Source organism: Streptomyces sp. NPDC002324, assembly GCF_053593335.1.
Window position 1 is genome coordinate 1 of record NZ_JBSFCF010000006.1, and the last position, 17,449, is coordinate 17,449.

20 protein-coding genes are annotated in these 17,449 nt (G+C 69.5%); 6 read left to right on the forward strand and 14 right to left on the reverse strand.

Features of this window, described 5'->3' with window-relative positions; all coding sequences use genetic code 11:
* The first annotated feature begins 219 nt into the window (after positions 1 to 219).
* Positions 220 to 792, forward strand: coding sequence for a hypothetical protein (locus ACWCRJ_RS10640; protein ID WP_450938925.1), 573 nt, complete (start codon positions 220 to 222; stop codon positions 790 to 792).
* A 19-nt stretch (positions 793 to 811) separates the two neighbouring features.
* Here the strand turns inward: ACWCRJ_RS10640 and ACWCRJ_RS10645 are convergent, their stop codons facing one another.
* The 5 genes from ACWCRJ_RS10645 to ACWCRJ_RS10665 form a co-directional block, all read right to left on the reverse strand.
* Positions 812 to 1,627, reverse strand: coding sequence for a tetratricopeptide repeat protein (locus tag ACWCRJ_RS10645; RefSeq protein WP_450938926.1), 816 nt, complete (start codon positions 1,625 to 1,627; stop codon positions 812 to 814).
* A 40-nt stretch (positions 1,628 to 1,667) separates the two neighbouring features.
* Positions 1,668 to 3,146, reverse strand: a complete 1,479-nt coding sequence (locus tag ACWCRJ_RS10650; RefSeq protein WP_450938927.1) for an aldehyde dehydrogenase family protein — start codon at positions 3,144 to 3,146, stop codon at positions 1,668 to 1,670.
* Positions 3,143 to 4,873, reverse strand: a complete 1,731-nt coding sequence (locus ACWCRJ_RS10655) for an N-acyl-D-amino-acid deacylase family protein (RefSeq protein ID WP_450938928.1) — start codon at positions 4,871 to 4,873, stop codon at positions 3,143 to 3,145. Before ACWCRJ_RS10655 ends, ACWCRJ_RS10650 begins: the two co-directional genes overlap by 4 nt.
* Positions 4,874 to 4,970: 97 nt before the next feature.
* Positions 4,971 to 6,098: an LLM class flavin-dependent oxidoreductase gene (locus tag ACWCRJ_RS10660; protein ID WP_450938929.1), complete on the reverse strand. Its 1,128-nt coding sequence runs from the start codon at positions 6,096 to 6,098 to the stop codon at positions 4,971 to 4,973.
* A gap of 143 nt (positions 6,099 to 6,241) precedes the next feature.
* The gene (locus ACWCRJ_RS10665) at positions 6,242 to 6,994 is read right to left on the reverse strand and encodes an SDR family NAD(P)-dependent oxidoreductase (RefSeq protein WP_450938930.1); all 753 of its coding nucleotides are present in this window, start codon (positions 6,992 to 6,994) and stop codon (positions 6,242 to 6,244) included.
* Positions 6,995 to 7,189: 195 nt separating this feature from the next.
* On the opposite strand from ACWCRJ_RS10665, the gene ACWCRJ_RS10670 reads away from it, so the two are divergent.
* Together ACWCRJ_RS10670 and ACWCRJ_RS10675 are read left to right on the forward strand one after the other, a co-directional pair.
* A complete protein-coding gene (locus ACWCRJ_RS10670; RefSeq protein WP_450938931.1) occupies positions 7,190 to 7,930 on the forward strand; it encodes a hypothetical protein in 741 nt (246 codons plus the stop codon).
* 181 nt (positions 7,931 to 8,111) lie between these two features.
* A complete protein-coding gene (locus ACWCRJ_RS10675) occupies positions 8,112 to 8,903 on the forward strand; it encodes a hypothetical protein (protein WP_450938932.1) in 792 nt (263 codons plus the stop codon).
* 116 nt (positions 8,904 to 9,019) lie between these two features.
* On the opposite strand, the gene ACWCRJ_RS10680 is transcribed toward ACWCRJ_RS10675, so the two are convergent.
* A complete protein-coding gene (locus ACWCRJ_RS10680) occupies positions 9,020 to 9,676 on the reverse strand; it encodes a helix-turn-helix domain-containing protein (RefSeq protein ID WP_450939176.1) in 657 nt (218 codons plus the stop codon).
* 483 nt (positions 9,677 to 10,159) lie between these two features.
* On the opposite strand from ACWCRJ_RS10680, the gene ACWCRJ_RS10685 reads away from it, so the two are divergent.
* Positions 10,160 to 10,900 (forward strand): hypothetical protein, encoded by a 741-nt coding sequence (locus tag ACWCRJ_RS10685; protein ID WP_450938933.1) that lies wholly within the window; start codon positions 10,160 to 10,162, stop codon positions 10,898 to 10,900.
* A gap of 50 nt (positions 10,901 to 10,950) precedes the next feature.
* Here the strand turns inward: ACWCRJ_RS10685 and ACWCRJ_RS10690 are convergent, their stop codons facing one another.
* Positions 10,951 to 11,208 carry a GntR family transcriptional regulator gene (locus ACWCRJ_RS10690; RefSeq protein ID WP_450938934.1) on the reverse strand — a complete coding sequence of 86 codons (258 nt, stop codon included), beginning with the start codon at positions 11,206 to 11,208 and terminating at the stop codon, positions 10,951 to 10,953.
* A 151-nt stretch (positions 11,209 to 11,359) separates the two neighbouring features.
* Here ACWCRJ_RS10690 and ACWCRJ_RS10695 point away from each other — a divergent pair, with 151 nt between their 5' ends.
* The gene (locus tag ACWCRJ_RS10695; RefSeq protein ID WP_450938935.1) at positions 11,360 to 11,710 is read left to right on the forward strand and encodes a hypothetical protein; all 351 of its coding nucleotides are present in this window, start codon (positions 11,360 to 11,362) and stop codon (positions 11,708 to 11,710) included.
* Positions 11,711 to 11,715: 5 nt separating this feature from the next.
* On the forward strand, positions 11,716 to 11,895 hold the full coding sequence (locus ACWCRJ_RS10700; protein WP_450939177.1) for a hypothetical protein: 180 nt from the start codon (positions 11,716 to 11,718) through the stop codon (positions 11,893 to 11,895).
* A 279-nt stretch (positions 11,896 to 12,174) separates the two neighbouring features.
* Here ACWCRJ_RS10700 and ACWCRJ_RS10705 read toward each other — a convergent pair whose 3' ends face one another.
* The 7 genes from ACWCRJ_RS10705 to ACWCRJ_RS10735 form a co-directional block, all read right to left on the reverse strand.
* Positions 12,175 to 12,567, reverse strand: coding sequence for a DNA-binding protein (locus tag ACWCRJ_RS10705; protein ID WP_450938936.1), 393 nt, complete (start codon positions 12,565 to 12,567; stop codon positions 12,175 to 12,177).
* Entirely contained in the window at positions 12,567 to 12,818 is a 252-nt protein-coding gene (locus ACWCRJ_RS10710; protein WP_450938937.1) for a hypothetical protein, read from the reverse strand. The genes ACWCRJ_RS10705 and ACWCRJ_RS10710 overlap by 1 nt, the downstream gene beginning before the upstream one ends.
* A 113-nt stretch (positions 12,819 to 12,931) precedes the next feature.
* Positions 12,932 to 13,681, reverse strand: a complete 750-nt coding sequence (locus ACWCRJ_RS10715; RefSeq protein ID WP_450938938.1) for an ATP-binding cassette domain-containing protein — start codon at positions 13,679 to 13,681, stop codon at positions 12,932 to 12,934.
* The gene (locus ACWCRJ_RS10720; RefSeq protein WP_450938939.1) at positions 13,678 to 14,265 is read right to left on the reverse strand and encodes a hypothetical protein; all 588 of its coding nucleotides are present in this window, start codon (positions 14,263 to 14,265) and stop codon (positions 13,678 to 13,680) included. Before ACWCRJ_RS10720 ends, ACWCRJ_RS10715 begins: the two co-directional genes overlap by 4 nt.
* Positions 14,266 to 14,267: 2 nt before the next feature.
* The gene (locus ACWCRJ_RS10725) at positions 14,268 to 15,551 is read right to left on the reverse strand and encodes a DUF7224 domain-containing protein (protein WP_450938940.1); all 1,284 of its coding nucleotides are present in this window, start codon (positions 15,549 to 15,551) and stop codon (positions 14,268 to 14,270) included.
* A 59-nt stretch (positions 15,552 to 15,610) separates the two neighbouring features.
* On the reverse strand, positions 15,611 to 16,024 hold the full coding sequence (locus ACWCRJ_RS10730; protein ID WP_450938941.1) for a hypothetical protein: 414 nt from the start codon (positions 16,022 to 16,024) through the stop codon (positions 15,611 to 15,613).
* Positions 16,025 to 16,524: 500 nt separating this feature from the next.
* Positions 16,525 to 17,427, reverse strand: a complete 903-nt coding sequence (locus ACWCRJ_RS10735; RefSeq protein WP_450938942.1) for an LLM class F420-dependent oxidoreductase — start codon at positions 17,425 to 17,427, stop codon at positions 16,525 to 16,527.
* Positions 17,428 to 17,449: the final 22 nt, after the last annotated feature.

A 17,449-nucleotide genomic window follows, 5' to 3' on the forward strand; every position in this document is an offset into this window, starting at 1 on the left:
GCTTCGCCAGACAGCCCTACGGGCGCTCCGCGCCCGAACTCCCGGACACTGCGACGCTCCGCGTCGCTACCACACGATGCGATTCCTCCCAGGCGTAAACGCCTGGGGTTCCTCGCAAGAATCTCGCTGAACTCGTCCCTTCGCCTTGTTGCCGTTCTCGGCCCGGTGCCACGATCACGGCCTCGCCCGCCACCAGCGGGCCGACGACGGGGGTCGTTCATGTCACGCCGCACACTCACCACCCTGACGCTGATGTCGGCCGCCGCACTCCTCTCCACCACCGGCTGCTCGTCGAACGGTGACACGGAGACGCAGAAGCAGCGGTCCGTACGGACGGCCGGGCCGACCCCGGCGAAGGCGACACCGGCCAAGGGCACTTCGGCGGCGGACGCGAACGAGAACGAGAACGAGAACGACGCGAACGCCGGACACGGCGGGGAGTCCGTGGCCCACGCCCCGGACCTGGACATGGCCGACAGAGTCGTCCTGCGTCAGAACGGCACCCGGGGCAACGCGGCGCTGGAGTTCGGCAAGGCGGAGAAGGGCGACGGAGAGGCCGTGACCATCGGGGTGCGGTGCGAGGGGAAGGGCGGGATGAACGTCGTCATCCGTTCCCTGGCCACCTCCTTCCCGCTGACCTGCGTCGACGGCGAAGTGAGCGAGATCTACAACCAGTTCGCCCTCGACGGAGCGAACCGCGCGGGCGTCGTCTCCGTCACCGCCGATCCGGGGGTGCGCTGGTCCCTGTCGATCGGTCGCGGGGAGCCGACGGAACAGGACCTCAGCGACTAGGACCGCCACCGGCGGACCATCACTCCGCCTTTCGGTGCCGCGCGTTCTGCCACTGGGTGAGGAGGCGGCGGGTGGAGCCTGTGGTCGGATCGTCGGCTCCGAGGGCGTGTTCCATCGAGTCGACGACGGCGGCCATGTCTTCGACAGCGGCGGCGGCCGCGGTCCCGTCGCCGGTCCGGCCGGCCCGGTCGTGGCGCAGGATCGTCAGCGAACTGCGGGCGATCAAGGTCATGTTGTGGTCGGCCCCGAGATGTTCCGTGCCCGCTGCGACGACACCGGTGTAGGCCGCCTCCGCCTCGTCGGTGCGGCCGTCCTGGCCGAGCCACTCGGCCCGGCAGTAGAGGGCGGCGAGCGTGTCGGGGTGGCCGGGGCCGAGGACGGGGGTGATGTCGGCGATCAGGTCGTCGATCGCGGCGAGACGGTCGGGCAAGTCCCCGGTCTCGCCCCGTATCTGGGTGCTCAGGACCCGGGCGGACAGCGTGTCGGGGTGGCTCGCGCCCAGTACGCGGGTCAGGTCAGGCAGTACCGACTTCAGCCGGTACACCGCGAGACCGGGCTGCCCCTGCGGCAGGCACGCCGCCGCCGAGAGGACACGGGCGCGCAGTACGCCGGGGTCGTCGCCCCCGAGCCGCCACTGCGCCACGGCCACCGGGAACGGGATCTCCCGGTTCGCCATGCGTACGAGTGTGACGACCGCGCCGAGCGTCACCGCCAGATGCACCCAGAGCGGTGCGCCGATCGGCACGAACAGGGCGCCCACCACGGCGACCACCGCACCCCACAGGGGCCAACGCCACGCCTTCGCCACTCGCCCGCCACGCCGCACATCCCGCATTCGAGCATCATTGCGTCACCGGCGGTCACATGGGAAGGGATCACCCGGGCCAGACGATCGCCTGCGTCTCGCTGTACGCGTGCAGCGCGTACGAGCCCACGTCGCGTCCCACCCCGCTCTTCTTGAACCCGCCGAACGGGGCCTCCATGTTGCGGCCCACGGTGTTCACCCCCACGCCTCCCGCCCGGAGACGGCGGGCGACACGGAAGGCGCGGGCCACATCACCGGACCAGACGTAGTCGATGAGGCCGTAGTCGCTGTCGTTGGCGAGGGTGACGGCCTCGTCCTCGTCGTCGAAGGGGAGGACGACGACGACCGGGCCGAAGATCTCCTCGCGGACGACGCGCATGTCCGGGGTGCAGTCCGCGAGGACCGTGGGCGCGACGTAGAAACCCCGCTCGTACGGCGGCCGTTCACCGCCCGCCACCACCCGCGCGCCCTCCTTGCGGCCCAGTTCGACGTACGACTCGACGCGGTCGCGGTGCGCCGCCGAGATGACCGGGCCGACCACCGTGCCCTTCTCGCGCGGGTCGCCGACCGGCAACCCGCCCGCGTACGCCGCCAGTTGGGCGACCAGCCGGTCATAGACGCCGCGTTGCGCGATCACCCGTGTCGGTGCCGTGCAGATCTGACCGCTGTAGAAGGTGAAGGTGGTCGCGATGCCCGCCACCGCCGACTTCAGGTCCGCGTCGTCGAAGACGATCGCCGCGCCCTTGCCGCCCAGTTCCATCAGCTGGCGCTTCATCCCGCGCCCGCACACCTCCGCGATCCGCTGTCCGACCGCCGTCGAGCCGGTGAAGCTCACCATGTCGACGTCCGGGGAGTCCACGGCGGCCTCACCCACCTCCGCCCCCGACCCGCTCACCACGTTCACCACACCCGGCGGAACACCGGCGGCCTCCAGGGCCTCCGCCATGCGGTAGACGGAGAGCGGGTCCTGCGGGGCCGGTTTCACGACCACCGTGTTGCCCATGGCGAGGGCGGGGGCGATCTTGCCGGCCGGGTTGGCCCAGGGGTTGTTGTACGAGGTGACGCAGGTGACCACACCCACGGGGTGCCGTACGGCGAGGGCGCCCATCACGGCCGCCGCTCCGAAGGGCCCCGCCTCGTTGATCTGGGGGGCGATCGGCTCCTCCACCGGCTCCACGCGGGAGTACCGCTGGAAACGGGCGGCGCCCACCCCCACCTGCATCCCCCGCGCCGTACCGGTCGTGGCACCGCTCTCGGCCTGCGCGAGTTCGGCGTACGGCACGAGGTTGCGCCGTATGTGGTCCGCCGTCCGGGCGAGGATCGCGGCCCGCTCGGCGGCGGGCGTCCGTGACCACGGGCCGAAGGCCTCGCGGGCTGCGGCGGCGGCCGCGTGCACCTGTTCCCGCGAGGCCTCCGGCGCCCACCCGACGGCGCTCTCCGTCGCCGGGTCGACCACCTCGTAGTGCCCGCCGTCGGGCTCCACCCAGGAGCCCCCGACGAACAACCGCTGCCGTTCCGAGGACCGTTCCGAAGACTCCGCGGGACTCACTTCGTACTCACCGTCCGCGTGTCCCGGCCGCTGCGCAGCACCTTCCCGGGCACGGCCCCGGTCACCACGTCGTCGCGGATCGCCTCGACGCCGTTGACCCAGACCGCCCGTACGCCGATCGCCCGGGAGTCGAGGCGCGGACTGTCGCCCGGCAGGTCGTGCACCAGGGTGGCCTTGCCGGCGTCGACGCGCTCCGGGTCGAAGAGGACCAGGTCCGCATGCCAGCCCTCCCGGACCTGCCCCCGTTCCCGCAGGCCGAAGAGGCGCGCCGGGTCGTCGGTCAGCATCTTCACCGCCTGTTCGAGCCCGACCAGCTTCCGGCCGCGCAGACAGTCCCCGATGAACCGGGTGGTGTACGGAGCGCCGCACATGCGGTCCAGATGGGCGCCCGCGTCCGAGCCGCCGAGCAGGACGTCCTCGTGCCGCCAGGTCTCGGCGCGCAGGGCCCAGGAGTCGGGGTCGTTGTCGGTGGGCATGGGCCACAGGACCGTACGGAGGCCGTCGGCGGCGCAGATCTCCACCAGGCACTCGAACGGTTCCTGCCCCCGCTCCGCCGCGATGTCCTTCACGACCCGCCCGGTGAGGCCCTCGTTCGCCTCGCTGTACGTGTCGCCGATGACGTACCGCCCGAAGTTGGCGAGTCGCCGGAAGACGCCCGCTTCCTTGGAGTCCGCGCGCCGCAGCATCTCGGCGCGGACGTCGGGATCACGCAGGCGCTCGATCCGCTCGGGCACCGGCAGGCCCAGGATCGGGCCCCACCCCGGGATCAGGTTCAGCGCGCAGAACGTGCCCAGCGACATGTTCATCGGCGTGAGGATCGGCATCGTCAGGGCGACCACCCGGCCGCCGGCCTTCCGGGCCCGCTCGCTCGCCTCCAGCTGCCTCGGCACCCGCTCGGGGACGGAGGCGTCGATGGTGAGGACGTTCCAGTTGAGCGGCCGCCCGGCCACCGCGCTCATCTCCACGAAGAGATCGATCTCGTCGTCGCTGAACTGGTCCAGGCATCCCGCCACGATCGCCTCGATCTGCGTGCCCTCGTGATCGCCGACCGCCCGTGACAGCGCGATCAGTTCGGCGGGCTTCGCGTGCCGTGACGCGACGGGCTGCCCGTCCCCGTCACTGTGCGTCGAGGACTGCGTGGTCGACAGGCCCCAGGCCCCCGCCTCCATCGCCTCGTGGAACAGCCGCAGCATCGCGTCCAGTTGCTCGTCGGTCGGCTGTCCGCCGACCGCGTCCGGCCCCATCACGTACCGCCGCAGCGCGCAGTGCCCGACCATGAAGCCCGCGTTGACGGCGATCCGCCCTTCGAGGGCGTCCAGGTACTCCCCGAACCCGTTCCAGTTCCAGGGCGCGCCCTCCTCCAGCGCGACCAGCGACATTCCCTCGACCTTGGACATCATCCGGCGCGTGTAGTCCGCGTCCTCGGGGCGCTCGGGGTTCAGGGGCGCCAGCGTGAACCCGCAGTTGCCGCCGGCCACCGTCGTCACGCCGTGGTTGAGGGACGGCGTCGCGTACGGGTCCCAGAACAGCTGGGCGTCGTAGTGGGTGTGGGGATCGACGAACCCGGGCGCGAGCACGAGGCCGCGCGCGTCCTCCGTGGTGCGCGCCTCCTCCGTCACCTCCCCGACGACGGCGACCCGGCCGTCCCGTATCCCGACGTCGGCGGTGTACGCGGGGGCACCGGTCCCGTCGACGACGGTCACACCTTTGATGACATGGTCGAGCATGTCTCTCCCCTCCGGGTGCCTGGTAAGAATGTCGGTGCCGCCCATGCCGGTCAGGGGCGCGGGGAACTGCGCGACCAGCCCCCACGGACCCGCGGACTCAGACCGTGCCCGCCGCGGAGCGGAACCGCGACGTCCGATGAACCGGATCCGTGTCGATCTTCGGGATCACGTGCTCCCCGACCAGCCGGATCGTCTGCAGGGTCGCCTCCTTCGGCACCCCCACCGGCAGCCCGAAGCTGAGCTGGTCCGCCCCGGCCTGCTCCCACCGCTTGCACTGACGGAACACCTCGTCCGGGTCCCCGCAGATCAACAACTCCTCCTCGATGAGCAGTTCGATGAACTCCTCGTTGTACTCGGGCAGCGTCTCCGGCCACACGGGGAAGCCGTCGGGCCGGGGGAAGGTGTCGTGGTACCGGAAGACGAGCGACGGCAGGTAATGCAGCCCGCCGTTCACCGCGATACGGACCGCCTCGTCGTGGGTGGGCGCGCAGATGGCGGTCGTCGTCACCATGACGTTGTCGTTGACGAAGTCACCGATGGGCTCGGCGTCGACGATGGCCGTCTTGTACTTCTCCAGCACCCACTCCATGTCGGAGACCTTCTGCACACTGAAGCCGAGCACGCCGAGCCCCTTGCGCGCGGCCATGGAGTACGAGGGCGGCGACCCGGCGGCGTACCACATCGCGGGGTGCGACTTCCCGTACGGCTTGGGCAGGATCTTGCGCGGCGGCAGGGACCAGTGCTTGCCCTGGAAGCCGACGTACTCGTCCTGGAGCCACATCTTGGGGAACTCGGCGATGGTCTCTTCCCAGATCTCCTTGGTGTAGTTCATGTCGGTCACCCCGGGGATGAACCCGAGGATCTCGTGCGATCCGGCCCCGCGGCCGCTGCCGAACTCGAAGCGGCCCTCGGTGAGATGGTCGAGCATGGTGACCTTCTCGGCGACCTTCACGGGGTGGTTGACCTGGGCGAGCGGGTTGAAGATGCCGGAGCCGAGGTGGATCCGGTCGGTGGCGTGCGCGAGGTAGCCGAGGAAGACGTCGTTGGCGGAGAGGTGCGAGTACTCCTCCAGGAAGTGGTGCTCGGACGCCCACGCGTACTTGAAGCCGGACCTGTCCGCCTGGATGACGTACTCGGTCTCCTCCATCAGCGCCTTGTGCTCGGCGAGCGGGTCCGTCTCGGCCCGCTTGCCCACGTATCCCTGTACAAAGAGCCCGAATTCCAAGGAGGTTCACCGTCCTCAGCGATACCCGGCGACAGTATCTGACTGAACGTCAGATCTCGGTACGGCCGACTGTTCCACCGGCCCCGTGGAGCGTCAATAGCTGACGTGCCGTCAGATACGGGACCCGTGCCCGCGCCGCCCGGTCACAGGCTCACCCCTGCCAGCCAGCCCCCGTCGATGACGAACGGCTGCCCGGTGATGTAGGAGGAGTCCTCGCAGGAGAGGAAGAGGGCGAGGCGGGCGACCTCGTCGGGGCGGCCGATCCGGCCGAGCGGGATGCGCTTGCGGTAGAGCCTGTCGACGGCCTCGGCGGTCACCTCGTCGCCCGGGTCGGTCATCGCGGTGTCGATGGAGCCGGGGCAGACCGCGTTGACCCGGACGCCCTTGCGGGCCAGCTCCAGCGCGGCGACCCGGGTGAGGCCGACGATCGCGTGCTTGGTCGCGGCGTACGCGCCGACGTACGCCATCCCCGTCAGCCCCGTGTACGAGGCGGTGTTGACGATCGTGCCGCCGCCGGCCGCCTCGATCTCGGGGGCCAGGGCCTTGATGCCGAGGAAGACACCGACCTGGTTGACCTGGACGACCTGCATGAACTCGTCGAGGGGGGTGTCGACGAGGGAGTTGAAGCGCAGGACACCGGCGTTGTTGACGAGTCCGTCGACGCGGCCGTACGCGCCCTTGGCGGCGGCGACCGCCGTGGACCAGTCGGTCTCGCTGGACACGTCCAGGTGGACGTAGAGCGCGCCGATCTCCTTGGCGAGGGCCTCCCCCTGGTCGTCGAGCACGTCGGCGACGACCACCCGCGCGCCCTCGGCCCGGAACAGCCGGGCCTCCTGCTCCCCCTGGCCGCGCGCGGCGCCTGTGACGAGGACGACACGTCCGTCGAGCTTGCCCATGTGGACTCCCTTCGCGGTGCGTTGGCCGAGGTCAGGGTACCGCCAAAGCTGACGATGCGTCAGTTGTGCGACCAGGGCTTGCATATGCGATCGCAAGTGACCGGCGAGTAGGGACATTTGACTCTGTCCTCTGTCTGTACGCGACCCCAATAATCCTCCATCGGAAGGTAAAGCAACCCCCAAGGAGAGACAGTCATGGCAGCCAAGAGGCGCTTCAAGAACAAGAAGGTCCGATACTTGGCGATCGGCGCGTCACTCGTGACCGGAGCGGCCACCGTCACCGTACTGCTGCCGTCGGCCAACGCCGCCGACGAGCCGACCGTCGACCGCATCATGAGGATGTGCGAAAGGACCGCCAAGCTCGACGGAAAGCAGCAGTCGACGCGCGATTTCGGGGGCGGTCTCGGTGACGGATTCGAATCCGACACCTGTGATTTCGTCGAGACGAATTTCGAGACCTTCGACGGCCCCACGGAGAAGGTCACCGTCGACTTCCCGAACTGCGAGCCGAACGCCACCGAACCGTCGAAGGTGACCACCGAGTTCTCGAAGGCGGTGGCCCAGGGCCAGGGCAAGTACACCGCGACTCAGCAGGGCGCCCTCGGCGGTCTCTTCGGAGCCCTGAGCGGCGGCTGGGTGAAGCACAAGGGCACGCTGGACATGACCGTCAAGACGGCCACCGCCAGCGAGTCGGAAGAGCGGGAGGTCCCCGTCGGCAAGGTGATGCACGTGACCTTCACGCCCAAGATGCAGCGCATGACCGGCGAATGGCGCGTCCACCTCGACGCCGATCCCGGCAGCTTCGCCGTGAACCCCTCCCCCGAGAAGAACTTCGTGGCGCCGGAGGTCGTCGAGGGCCCGGTCATCCTGGAGAGCGCCGCGGGCACGCCCGGGCTCGCGGACGGCACCACCAAGGTCGTCCTGGAGGACTGCTGACCCGGGGCCGGCCCCCGACGCCCCTGGTCGACCCGCCCCGCCACACAGGCCGCTCCCCGCGCCGCACCCTCCCCACCCCTCCCGGAGCACCCCTCCCTTCCCGGGACCCCCCTTCTCGGAACAGCCCCTCTGCGGCCCCCCCACCAGCACTCATCCCCCTTCACCCTCCCAGGAGACCCACATGACACGCACCGGGCGCAGCGGCAACCACCGCAGCAAGAAGAAGCGCATCACCCTGGCGCTGGCGCCGGTCGTCGCCCTCGGACTGGCCGTCCCGCTGATGTACAGCGCGGGAGCCGCCACCCCCGACGAGGTGGCCACCGACTGCCGTACGAACTCGGACAAGCTGGAGAACTGCGAGTTCGTCGACGTCCAGGTCAAGCGCAACAGCCTCGGCCCCAACGAACGCGTCACCTCGGTGACCGACAACTGCGGAGTCGGCACCGCGGCGACGAAGACCTTCAGCGGCACGGCGTCCGTGACACGAACCATTCAGCTGGAGGACGGCTTCAACACGGACGGCAGCACGAAGCTGGCCAGTTCCGTCTTCGAGATCGGCGTCAAGTTCGCCACCCAGGAGTTCAACATCAAGCGCGACGACACCACGTCGTCGTTCTCCTTCTCCCGGTCCGACACGGTCAAGGCGGACCACATCGCCTTCTTCATGTGGTCCCACAAGCGCACCGACGTGAGCGGATTCCTCAAGGCCACCTACAAGGAGGCCCAGGACGGCCAGACGGTGTTCTTCTCGCCCAGCGAGAACTCCACCGCCGTCCATGTCTTCTACCCGCAACTCCTGCCCAGCGGAACGCCGGACGGACGTCTCTGGCTGCGCAATGTGGAGTGCGGCACGCCTCAGGCCAACGGAATCATCAACAGTGAGGGAAGCGTTCGCGCCGAACCCGGATTCGAGCAGGGCGGCGAGAACGTGACCGACATCGAGATCCCGCTCTCCGACGTAACCATTCAATAGCGTCCGGAGAAACACGAGCAATCCCCCGTGCCCTGCGCGGGGGATTTTGCGTGCGGGCTACGATAAAAGCGTCTGTGCTTATCGGAGTCGTCTCGAAGACTCCTGGCCGAGTGTTCTCATACGCGAACCTCGGGGGTCGCTCCCAGCCATCTCAGCACCGCCTCCGTACTCCCCCGGACATCGAGCTTGGCGTAGATGTTGCTGAGGTTGTTGCGGACGGTCTTCTCGCTCAGCGTCAGGCGCAGCCCGATCTCCTGGGCCCCGAGGCCGGTGGAGAGCAGCTCCATGATCTGGCGCTCGCGGGGTGAGAGCAGCGCCCGCAGCCGCTCCTTCGCCTCCCCGCGGCCGGGCAGACGCTGGGCCGCGTCCCGGATGGCGGCGCAGGCGACGGGCGAGAAATAGGTGTGGCCGACGGTGGCGGCCACGACGGCGGAGGAGAGCATGCAGGTGCAGTAGTCGCCCTCGACCAGATAGCCGGCCCCGCCCCGGAACACCTCCACGACCCCGTCGGCGTCCTGGCGGGGGCTGACGACGATCACGGGGGCGCTCATGGAACCCATGGCCTTCAGCAGCCCCGCGAAGGACACCGACGGGTCCTCGCAGTGCAGGACCACGACGTCCGCCTCGGTCTCGCGGAGTTCGCGGTAGGGCGGCGGGACGAGCAGGGCGCTGCTCACGTACCGGTCGTCGGGTGCCGGCCAGTCGTCGTGCGGCCACCGGCCCGGGTCGCAGGCCAGGGCGACCGAGAGGCCCTGGGACGAGGGTGCCGGCAGACGGGGTGGGCGCGCCGGGACACGGGAGGGTTGTGCGGGAACAGCCGAGACGGGGGTGCCTGCGTGCTGGGACGTTCTGACGTGCCGGGGGGATCGCACTTCGCGTGTCCTTCCGCCGAAGCCATGACTCCCCTACATACGTGACTCCGGCGTCAGTTGTTCGAAGTTTCAAGAACGAAAAGCGAAGCTGTCTGACAGGTTCGCCGCGCCACCCACGGCGACGGCCGAAACCCGCCTGTCCTGAACTCCCTTGCGGAGCAACGGAGTTCAGGGCCGGAAGAACGCGGGAGTGCGCGGAGGGGACGAGCGCGGGGCTCATGCGACGCCCGCGCGGGACGCCTGCGGCGGGCGGTAGGGTCCCAACGTGCGTTGATCTGCCGGGCGGTGGCCGAGTGCCGCCGCAGAGGGTGCGGGCGACCCTGGCGAGTCCCGGGGGCCGCCCGGTTCGGCCTACCCGTCGTCCGCCACACCGGAGATCACGCCATGACCGCTCAGCGACCCCTCATCTCCTACGACGTGTTCGTGGAGACCGCCACCGACGATCCCGCCGTCGTCGGCCTCGTCCTCAAGGGCTCCCGGGCCCACGAGGGCATGACGACCGCGCACTCCGACCACGACCTGTACGTGGTCCTCACCAACGGCGCGAGCACGGCCCTCACCCGCTTCGCGGGACACCGCACCCCACATCTCGACCTCGTCGTCCTGTCCCTCGACGAGTTCCGCGCCGCCGGCATGCCCGGCTTCGAGCGGTACGCCCTGGCCCGTGCCCGGGTCGTGCTGGACCGCCTCGACGGAGGCATCGCCCGCATCCTGGCGGACAAGGCACGGCTCGGCGCGGAGGAAGCCTTCCGGGAAGCGGCGGCCTCGCTCGACGCCTACGCCAACTCCCTGTACCGCTCGGTCAAGAACGACCGCGACGGCCAGGCGCTGGCGGCCCGCCTCGACGCCGCCGACAGTGTCCGCTACCTGCTGGAGACGCTGTTCGCCCTGGACCGGCGCCCCCGCCCGTACAACAAGTACCTGGTCTGGGAGCTGACTCGCTTCCCGCTCCCCGGCTGGGACACCGGCGCGCTCCTGGACGCCCTGCACCACATCACGACCACGGGCGACGTGTCCGCCCAACGCCGCCTCTTCGCCCGGGTCGAGCCGGTGGCCCGCCGGGCCGGACATGGCGCGGTGCTGGACGCGTGGGGGGAGGACCTGCGGCTGATGCGGCCGCGGTAGGGGCGGCCGGCCTATTGCTGCCCGTGGAGCGCGAGCAGAGGCGCCGCGCGTCAGCCGCCGACCGAGCCCGCGGGTCGCCCGTCCACCACGTACACCCCCATGCCGGTGACCGTCTCGACGAGGCCCTCGTCCTTCAGCACCTTCACAGCTTTGCGCAAGGTGTCGCGGGCCACACCGAACTCGGCTTCCAGCTCGACGAGGCTCGGGATGCGGCGGCCGGCCGGGATGGTGCCGTCGGCGATGCGGGCGCGCAGGCTGTCGGCGATCTGGCGGTACGGCGGGACTGGCCCTTCCCGGTCAATGGTCATGCTCCAGGACAGTAGGCGGGGGCTGTATACCTGCCATAGCCACCCCAGAGGGTAGACGGGGGTAGTACAGTCCATCTACGCTGCGGAGACGCAGGACCCCGGCGAGGTTGTGGGACCTCCCGGGGCATGGCCACCAGCTGACAAGGAGCTGATGACAGTGAGCATTATCCACGCGCTCTCGCGATGGACGCTGGACTTGTTCGCCCCCGGCACCGGCCGAAGGCGAGCCGGTACTCGCCCGTGCCGGCCCGACATCCACTACAAGCCCGCACCCCCGACGGCAGCCGCCATTCGCCCCTCGGCCCCCCGTTCCCCCTACAACCTGGACCCCGACACCCCCCTCGACGGCTCCGCCTCCCCCCTCGTCCGCCCCTACCTCGTCGCCGCCGAGCACGAGCAGGCACGGCAGTCCCGGCGGCGGCTCGCCCTCGTCCTCGCCGCCGACTTCGGCATCGACCTCGACCGGCACGTCGTCGGCACCGAACGGGCGGTGGCGTGTTGAGCCCGGTGGAGGCGGACGCCGCGCTGTCCGCCGAGTGCGCGCTCGCCGGGCGGCCCGGCTACGCGGATCTGCACCGGAGTTGCCGTCAGACCGCCGACGTACCGCTGCCGGGAGCCACGGGCCTGCTGCTGATGCCCGCGTGCCCGTGCTCGTGCCACGCACCCGGCACGGACGGGTGCCGGTGAAGGCTGGGCGGCACCCGGAGAGCGGGGCCTCCCGACTGATCATCCAGGTCTACCGCGTCGACTCCGCCAGTGAGCGCGTCGACTCGGTACGGCAGCTCACGGTCATCAAAGTCCACGACCCCGAGCGTGTTCGGGAACCGCTCGACTGGCCACCTTGCACGTGCCCCGGTTGCCGAACCGGGCAACAACCGGAACTCCCGTGAGCACACCCCTGCACGGTCAGCCGCCCGCCCTCCGCCGCGTCGGCGGCGTGGGGCGGGCGGCGCCCGGAACGCGGGGTCAGACCTTCACGACCTCGATGACCGGCCCGCAGAGCAGGCCGATGTCCTCGGTGTCGGAGGTGAGGACGGTGACCGGTCCCGGCACGGAGCGCGCGACAGCGGAGAGGACGGCGTCGATGGCGTACTTGTGGCCGCCGAGACGGTGGTCGCGCAACAGTGCCGCGGCACGGTCGGTGACGTCCTTGGTGACGTCATGGACGTCGATCCCGGAGAGCACCCAGCGGATGCGGGCAGGATGGATGCGTTCGTAGTCCGCCTCAAGCGTTGTCATGGCGGTCGTGGCGACCCGGATGCCCTCCTCCAAGGCCGCCTGCACAAGAGCCATGACCGTGCGGTCCTTGAGGTAGAGCTTGGACAGGCCCTCACTGTCCAGGAGGAGTGTGCCGGGCATCAGGCGGCGGCACCGCCCGCGTCACGCCGATCGTGGCGCAGCACGGCCCGAGCCGCTTCCACTTCTTCCCGAGACAGCGGGTCGTTGTCGGTCTCGAAGTCGGTGACGATGTCCTGAAGCTTGTCCATGGCCACCCGCTGTTCCAGCGCTTCGGCCACATAGGCGGAGAAGCCCCCGGGACCCACCTGCGCGCGTACGGCTTCGGCGAGGCCCTCGGGAAGACTGACAGAGTATTTCTTGCTACCACCCATGCATCGCATGCTACCACCGGTAGCAGCGATGGTGGGCGCGGACGCCCGTGGGCGCGGACGCCCGTGGGCGCGGCGGCGGGGTCGGACGGAGAGCCCGACACCAGGCGCCCATGTCATTGCGAACTCTCGAGCCGCATGAGGACGGAATACGCCGACTCGGCCCGGCGCGCAGGTACGGCGTCGGCGTGCGCGTGGTCCAGGAAACTCTGGGTTGCTCCGTGGTGGCGGATCCGGCCGCCGTCCATGAGGGTGACGGTGTCGGCTTCGTCGGCCAGATCGGCGACGTCATGCGTGGACATGAGTACCGGAGTCTTCGCAGCGACCTCACGCAGCACGTCACGGAAGACAGTGCGCTGGTGAGGATCGAGCCCGGCCGTCGGCTCGTCCAACAGGATGACGCGCGCGTCATGAGCCAGGGCACAGGCGATACCCACACGGCGGAGTTGGCCACCGGAGAGCTTGGCGGTCTTCTGGTCGGCCTGCTCGGCCAGGCCGACCTGGCCGAGGGTGACAGCAGCGCGCTCCCAGGCACCGGAGCGGCTCTCCCCCTTCAGCCAGGCGATGTAGGCCACATACTCACGGGCCGTCAACTGCCGTGAGCTGGGCACCCGCTGAGGAAGCCACGCCACGTGCCGCCGGAATTCACGGCTGGCGGAGGTCAGGTCCGTGCCGCTGAACAGGACCCTGCCCGCCTTCGGCTGGACCGTGCCGGCGAGAAGAGCCATCGTGGTGGACTTTCCCGCCCCGTTGGGCCCGAGCAGAATCGTCAGCCCCTCCCCGGGAACCTCATAGGTGAACCGGGAGAGCACAGGACGAAGCCAGCGGTTGTAGCTGAAGGTCACACGGTCGAGCAGCAATGTCATCGATCGGTCCTCGGTGCGAAACAGGTGAGGGAGAGAACGCCAACCAGAAAGACCGCGGCGGCACCGGCGGCGGCATGCGTGACATTCGCTTCTTCTGTCACGATCACCCACGGGTAGGGGTCGTTGCGGTTCCGGCCTCCCAGGAACATGGACTGGATCATCCAGAAGACCGGAAGCAGGGTCGCCCGGTGCCCGAGCAATGGCCAGGAACCCACGGCGAGTCCACAGAAGAGCAGGTTGTTGCGCGCTGCCGTCTCCATCGTCTCCGGGCCGAGCGGGGACAACGCCATGGCCACCGTGCTGACGATCACGGCGAAGCCGGAGACCAGCGCGACGTCCCTCGCGTCAAGTCTCCGGACGGCCGACCTTTCCATGGAGGGCAAACGACGTTCGAGGCAGACGATCAGAGCTACCGCGGGAATGAGGCAGAAGAAGTTGCTCAGCTCTGTCGGTATCGCATAGGTCCCCAAGAACGCGGGAAAGACGAGCACCACGTCCAGGGTGAGGCCGACGCTCAGGACAAAGGCCACCAGGGCGCCGGGGAGCAAACCCAGGGCTCCACGCTGGCGCAGCCACCAGATCATGCTCAGCGACCTGCCCTGCAGGCATACCGAAGCCGCTCGGCGTACCAGGTCTTCTGCTCCCGTGAAGGAAGCTTCTCCACTCTGGTCATCTCGGCGAGAAGCTCTTCTCGGCTCTGCCCCTGGGTGAACCGTCCGGTCTCATGGGACAGCCAGGCCACATAGTGCCTCTCCACGCCTATGGCGCGGGCGGCCCAGAGCGTGTTGTAGTGCAGAGTGTCCCAGTCCGGATTCACGCAAGGCATCCCGACCACGGAGATGGCGATGTTCTCCCGCAGAGCCTGATCCGCATCGCCGGGCACGAGGTCGAGGACCCAGTGCCCTCCCTTGGTGTCGACGCGCCGGACATCGGCCACAGTGAGGTCGGTGATGCGGGTCGGCTTCTGCGCGATAATTCCCTTGTCCTGCAACCGGTCTGTCATCCTGGCGAGTTCGCCCTGGATTTCCACGATGTGTCGGGATCCTGCCGACGGCAGGCAGACCTCGGGCAGACTTCCCTGACAGGTGAGGGGCGCCAAGCCTTTGGTGGCAGGAGCGATCGAACTCCAGTCCTTGGTGATGCCATATGCGCCGAGCAAGCCCCCGGCCGCGATCGCAAGGGACACGACGACGGTGGTGACGCGGATACGGCGTGGCCCTGCCAGTACCACGCAGGCAACGGCCAGGCAGACCGTCGGCAGAACCACGGCTGCCGTCATACCTGGTGAATACGTCTCGCCGAACTGCACCCAGGCGATGGACCCGGTGACATGGTGCGCCCAGTAACTGTCCGTCCCCAGGGGGAATCCGATCCCGACGAAGACCATCACAGCTACGAGCGGCGCGGCGTACAGTGCATGAAATCGGAGTCCTATGACGAACCCGATGACAGCGTGCGCGGTGAGCAGGACGACGACGATTCCCACCAGTTGGCCCACATACAGATCGGGCAGGACTCCGACCACCCACAGCCCACCGGCCGTGACGCCGACAGTGAGGACCGACAGGGAGAGCACGGAGATGAGGACGGGCCGCACCGCGATGCGCCATGTGGAGCGGGCGGCCCCCACGTCCCAGGTGCCGAGGGCCCGCAGCCGTGTCGCCTCTACCGCGGACAGGGCTGCCACGGCTGCGGCCGCCATAGGGACGGGGGCATGCACGGCGTACGACGCGGCCTGTGCGGGCCACGGCACGGCGATGAGGTGCTCGATGTTCCTCGTGGTCGTGAGGAACACATAGGTGAAGAACAGGCCGATCACAGGGAAGGCCAGCACGGCTGGATGCGTACGGAGAGCGGTGGAGAAGCGCATGAACCCTCGTATGGAGAACAAACCCGGGCCGCCGCGTGCGGTGCGACGGCCCGGCGGGATCAGTCAGCCAGGGTCGTATCTACGCTGACCTTGTCAGCGGCCCCCGTGCAAGCTCCGCACCCGGTACCGAGCTTGTCGATTTCGAGGTAGTAGCTGTCGTAAGGCAGATTGGACTCGGTGGCTGTGCTCGTGTACCCGGAACCATTGAAGCAGTTGGTGAGCGTCGACACGTCATGCTTCGTGTCCTCGCCGAAATCGATCTGCTGCCACAGAGCCACATCAACCCTGTTCGTGGTTCCGGCCTGGTCACAGCCAGTGAAATGGAACTCGTTGTAGTCCTGGTCGACCCACTGCTGGGAGTTGGTCCCCTGAACCAGGCTGAAAGGAGACGCACTCCAGTTGGCCGAAGCTCCCGTAATAGTGGCGATCGTGACCGTGGCGACCGTCCCCACCACGAGACCGAAGTTGCGCAAACGTCTTCCCTGCAAGGAAAGCCCCCTCCTTAGCACTTCCAGCCGCCGAGACCCCTCTCGAACATAAGGCCGAAAGTTCGGGTGACTGTAACACCCCGTGCGGCAGGCCAGCCACGCTTGGACAAGGCGTCTCACCTGCCGCGATCAGGATCCACGTCGAGACGCGTCTACGTGGGCCACCCCTCCGGCTCGGACCCGTCAGCGGGCTTCCGTTCGATCACGAAAGACCCCTTGCCGCGCGGGTGGGCCGTGCCCCGAGAACGCGACGTACCGGCTGACCATCCGCACCTACCGGATCCGCCCCGACGGCGAGACCGTCGGCCATCCGCAGCAGCGCACGGTCATCAGCGGGCACGACCCCGAGCGCCTGCCGACGTCGCAGGACTGGCCGCCGTGCGGATGTCCCCGCTGCCGGGCCGGGCGGGAGACGGAACCCCGGTAGCCGGCAGTCTCACCACCGGCCGCCTGCCTCGCCATGGTCTCCGTGACGGGGCAGGCGTCTACAGCAAGGGCCCCACCTCGGCCCCGAACACCCCTATCTGGTCCACGAGTTCACTCCGTTCCCGGCTCCGGAACCGCACCTGGATCTGGTCCACCCCCATCGCCCCGTACTCCCGCAAGGACTCCGCCAGCGCCTCCGGGCTGCCGGTGAGGGTGCGGCGGCCCACGTTCCAGCCCGGCTCGCCCACGTACAGCGGTTCGGTGATCGCGCCGATGGTGAGCGGGGCGGTGACACCGGCCTCCTCCCGCAGGCGCCGCAGGCGGGTGATCTGGGCCGGGAGCCGGTCGCGCGGGTCTCCCTGCGGGAGCCAGCCGTCGCCGCGTACGGCGGCCCGGCGGACGGCGGCGGGGGACGAGCCGCCGACCCACACCGGGATGCGGGCCTGGGCGGGGCGGGGGCGCTGGCCGAGGTCCTCGAAGTCGTACAGCTTGCCGTGGTGGGAGGGGAACTCGTCGGGGCCCAGGGCCGCACGCAGGGCGTCCACGCACTCGTCCAGGACGGCGCCCCGGCGCTCGAAGTCGACGCCGAGCGCCTCGAACTCCTCCCGTACGTGCCCGGCGCCCACGCCGAGGATCAGCCGGCCGCCGGAGAGGTGGTCGAGGGTGGCGTACTGCTTGGCCGTCAGGAGCGGGTGGCGCAGGCCGACGACCGCGACGTGGCTGAGCAGCCGGACCCGTTCGGTGACGGCGGCCAGGTAGGCGAGCGTGGCGACCGGGTCGTACCAGACCGTGCTCATCGCGGGAGCGAGACGGCGCGGGATGGCCACGTGGTCGCAGACCGCGACGTACGCGAACCCCGCCCGGTCGGCGGCCCGCGCGATGTCGGCCAGGTCCTCCGGTCCGGCGTCCGCCTCCCAGGGCTCGGCGTAGAGGGTGCTCTGGGACTGGACCGGCAGCTGCATCCCGTAACCGAGCGCCACACCG

Coding starts and splice junctions, on each gene's coding strand:
- ACWCRJ_RS10640 (WP_450938925.1), top strand. CDS start 220: ATGTCACGCCGCACACTCACCACCCTGACGCTGATGTCGGCCGCCGCA.
- ACWCRJ_RS10645 (WP_450938926.1), bottom strand. CDS start 1,627: ATGCGGGATGTGCGGCGTGGCGGGCGAGTGGCGAAGGCGTGGCGTTGG.
- ACWCRJ_RS10655 (WP_450938928.1), bottom strand. CDS start 4,873: ATGCTCGACCATGTCATCAAAGGTGTGACCGTCGTCGACGGGACCGGT.
- ACWCRJ_RS10665 (WP_450938930.1), bottom strand. CDS start 6,994: ATGGGCAAGCTCGACGGACGTGTCGTCCTCGTCACAGGCGCCGCGCGC.
- ACWCRJ_RS10670 (WP_450938931.1), top strand. CDS start 7,190: ATGGCAGCCAAGAGGCGCTTCAAGAACAAGAAGGTCCGATACTTGGCG.
- ACWCRJ_RS10675 (WP_450938932.1), top strand. CDS start 8,112: ATGACACGCACCGGGCGCAGCGGCAACCACCGCAGCAAGAAGAAGCGC.
- ACWCRJ_RS10685 (WP_450938933.1), top strand. CDS start 10,160: ATGACCGCTCAGCGACCCCTCATCTCCTACGACGTGTTCGTGGAGACC.
- ACWCRJ_RS10690 (WP_450938934.1), bottom strand. CDS start 11,208: ATGACCATTGACCGGGAAGGGCCAGTCCCGCCGTACCGCCAGATCGCC.
- ACWCRJ_RS10695 (WP_450938935.1), top strand. CDS start 11,360: ATGACAGTGAGCATTATCCACGCGCTCTCGCGATGGACGCTGGACTTG.
- ACWCRJ_RS10705 (WP_450938936.1), bottom strand. CDS start 12,567: ATGCCCGGCACACTCCTCCTGGACAGTGAGGGCCTGTCCAAGCTCTAC.
- ACWCRJ_RS10710 (WP_450938937.1), bottom strand. CDS start 12,818: ATGGGTGGTAGCAAGAAATACTCTGTCAGTCTTCCCGAGGGCCTCGCC.
- ACWCRJ_RS10715 (WP_450938938.1), bottom strand. CDS start 13,681: ATGACATTGCTGCTCGACCGTGTGACCTTCAGCTACAACCGCTGGCTT.
- ACWCRJ_RS10720 (WP_450938939.1), bottom strand. CDS start 14,265: ATGATCTGGTGGCTGCGCCAGCGTGGAGCCCTGGGTTTGCTCCCCGGC.
- ACWCRJ_RS10725 (WP_450938940.1), bottom strand. CDS start 15,551: ATGCGCTTCTCCACCGCTCTCCGTACGCATCCAGCCGTGCTGGCCTTC.
- ACWCRJ_RS10735 (WP_450938942.1), bottom strand. CDS start 17,427: ATGCAGCTGCCGGTCCAGTCCCAGAGCACCCTCTACGCCGAGCCCTGG.